The organism is Maribacter sp. (assembly GCF_049667165.1).
In the GTDB taxonomy this organism is placed as follows: Bacteria; Bacteroidota; Bacteroidia; order Flavobacteriales; family Flavobacteriaceae; genus Maribacter_A.
In genome coordinates this window covers 1-2645 of sequence record NZ_JBATHS010000146.1, presented here as the reverse complement: position 1 = coordinate 2645, position 2645 = coordinate 1, and the positions used below count along the sequence as shown (strand labels likewise).

4 protein-coding genes are annotated in these 2645 nt (G+C 42.0%); 3 read left to right on the top strand and 1 reads right to left on the bottom strand.

The window, feature by feature from the left end:
* From prs to pth, 3 genes are all read left to right on the top strand, one after another.
* Positions 1-494: ribose-phosphate diphosphokinase (gene prs, locus WBM98_RS07575; RefSeq protein WP_424365419.1), on the top strand; the 494-nt coding region annotated here is incomplete at its 5' end.
* Between the two features lie 34 nt (positions 495-528).
* Positions 529-1185 carry a 50S ribosomal protein L25/general stress protein Ctc gene (locus tag WBM98_RS07570; RefSeq protein ID WP_424365418.1) on the top strand — a complete coding sequence of 219 codons (657 nt, stop codon included), beginning with the start codon at positions 529-531 and terminating at the stop codon, positions 1183-1185.
* 78 nt (positions 1186-1263) lie between these two features.
* Positions 1264-1893 (top strand): aminoacyl-tRNA hydrolase, encoded by a 630-nt coding sequence (pth, locus tag WBM98_RS07565; RefSeq protein ID WP_424365417.1) that lies wholly within the window; start codon positions 1264-1266, stop codon positions 1891-1893.
* Positions 1894-1899: 6 nt separating this feature from the next.
* On the opposite strand, the gene WBM98_RS07560 is transcribed toward pth, so the two are convergent.
* Positions 1900-2580 (bottom strand): hypothetical protein, encoded by a 681-nt coding sequence (locus WBM98_RS07560; RefSeq protein ID WP_424365416.1) that lies wholly within the window; start codon positions 2578-2580, stop codon positions 1900-1902.
* Positions 2581-2645: the final 65 nt, after the last annotated feature.

Below are 2645 nucleotides of genomic sequence, written 5' to 3'. Positions count from 1 at the left end.
CTTCTACCCTGTTCTTACCGTATTTGAAAAAATTAAACCTGCCTGATCTGACCATTGCCTCACCCGATATGGGAGGTTCAAAAAGAGCCTATGCCTATTCAAAAGCGTTAAGTTGCGATGTCGTTATCTGTTACAAGCAGAGGGCCAAGGCCAACATAATCTCACATATGGAGCTTATCGGTGACGTGAATGGCAAGAACGTGGTTCTGGTCGATGATATGGTCGATACCGCAGGAACTTTGGCCAAGGCAGCCGATTTGATGATGGAAAGGGGTGCGACCAGTGTTAGAGCCATTACCACCCACGGACTTTTATCGGGCAATGCCTATGAAAAAATAGATAAATCCCAATTGAAGGAATTGATCATCACCGATTCCATCCAATTGGAAATCAAGAGTAATAAGGTCAAAGTACTTACTTGTGCCGATCTGTTTGCCGATGTCATGCATAGGGTACATCACAATACATCAATCAGTTCAAAGTTCTTGATGTAACCAAAACATTTAATATTAATTTTTAACTATACTAATGAAGTCAATTACAATTAAAGGATCAGAAAGAGAAAGCGTGGGCAAAAAGGCAACGAAGGCCCTACGTAATGCTGGAAAGGTTCCTTGCGTAGTCTACGGAGGGGAGAAACCATTGCACTTTTCAGCGGATGAACTATCATTCAAAAACTTGGTTTACACTCCAAACGCGCACACTGTTGTGATTGAATTGGATAATGGCACCAAAATCGATGCCGTAATGCAAGACATACAGTTTCATCCTGTTAGCGATAGCATCATACACATAGATTTCTATCAACTATTCAAGGACAAAGAGGTGACCATGGAAATTCCGGTGCGATTGGAAGGAAGCTCCCCTGGAGTTCGAAACGGTGGTCGTTTGTTGTTCAGAAAAAGAACGCTTACCATCAAGGCCCTCCCTGATCACCTACCAGATTTCTTTAATGTGGACATTTCCAAATTAAAAATCGGTGATAATATCAATGTGGAATCATTGTTAAATGATGATTTTACCATCTTACACCCTGAAAGCACAGTAGTCGTACAGGTCAAAACTGCCCGTGCAGCTATTGTTGTCGATGAAGAGGAAGAAGAAGGAGTGGAAGGCATTGAAGGTGCTGAAGGCGCTGAAGGAGCAGAAACCCCAGCTGAAGCTGCTGCTGAAAGTAACGAATAAGCAGGATTTTATACGTATAACAAAAGCATCCTGATACTTTAGGATGCTTTTGTATTTTTATAGAAACACCGAATCGTTATGTTACACTTCTTAAAGTCCCTTTTTGGTAACACAAAATCATTTTTGGAAGAAACAGATCCCATGAAGAAGTTTTTAATTGTAGGTCTCGGAAATATCGGCAGCGAATATGCCGAAACCAGACACAACATCGGATTCAAGATACTCGATCAATTGGCAAAGGAAAAGGAATTCACCTTTGAAACCGTCAAGCTTGGTGATTTGGGAACCTTTCGGATAAAAGGTCGCACTGTGCTATGTCTTAAGCCATCGACCTATATGAACCGTAGTGGAAAAGCATTGAAATATTGGATGGAAAAGGAGAAAATACCATTTGAAAATATATTGGTAGTAACCGATGACATCAACCTGCAATTCGGCACATTACGACTTAAAGCCAAAGGAAGTGACGGGGGCCATAATGGGCTCAAGGATATTCAGCAAATCCTGAATACCATTACCTATACGAGGTTCCGTTTTGGGGTTGGGGCCGACTTCAACAAAGGAAGCCAGGTAGATTACGTATTGGGTACGTGGAACGAAACGGAAAAAAAAGCGCTGCCTGAACGATTGGAAAGAGCAACACAACTCATATATTCCTTTGTGCTCTCTGGGATCAAGATCACCATGAACCAGTTCAATAATACCTAATATCTATTAAAGTGCCTTAAAGGTAAAAACTCCGGATTGTGAACTATTCCCTTCCGCATCTTTTGTAATCACCCTCCAGAAATAGGTCGTATCAGAGCTGACGCCGACCACTTCATTTCTTCTGGTCGATGTCGGGGATGCTATCAGGTCCAAAGGCGGATTCTCCGTAGAAAAATAAACCTCAAAACCGATGATATCATTGTCTACGTCAGAAGCTGACCAAGCTAAGGTAATCTCGTTGTTTATATCCTTAAAAAGAGAGGCCCCATTTTGGGGACTGACCAACTGGGCCGGAAAAGGGGCATGTGTGGTCAAGTAACCGGCATTGTAAAAATACCAGGTAGTACTTGTGGCTACATCTGAAACATTCGTATTCTTTGAACGAACCAACCAAGAAAAAGGCTCGCCCTTCGCAATGGGCAATTTGGCGGAAATGGCATTGGTGTTTATCGTCTGCGTAATACTCGTATTCAAATTAGTGACCCTCAGTTCATAACTCTCCGTATGATCAGAGGCCATCCACTTAAATTCAATCTCACTTGTTGTCTCGTTCAAATCCCGCCCTGTAGTGCATTCAGAGTCTTTTTCGGGAAAAACCAAGTTGGCCGCAACTGGAGGTTTGGGGTCGCTTTTCTTGCTGCACCCAACCCAAAGGACACCAAATAACAATACGATGATTATCCTCATTGTTTTATGATTTTCGTTGTTCCTTTTACATACTCACTTTCAAACTTCATAATATATACACCGGA

What these genes read in the sequence shown, in the direction of transcription:
- WBM98_RS07570 (WP_424365418.1), top strand. Translation starts at nt 529, where the DNA reads ATGAAGTCAATTACAATTAAAGGATCAGAAAGAGAAAGCGTGGGCAAA.
- pth (WP_424365417.1), top strand. Translation starts at nt 1,264, where the DNA reads ATGTTACACTTCTTAAAGTCCCTTTTTGGTAACACAAAATCATTTTTG.
- WBM98_RS07560 (WP_424365416.1), bottom strand. Translation starts at nt 2,580, where the DNA reads ATGAGGATAATCATCGTATTGTTATTTGGTGTCCTTTGGGTTGGGTGC.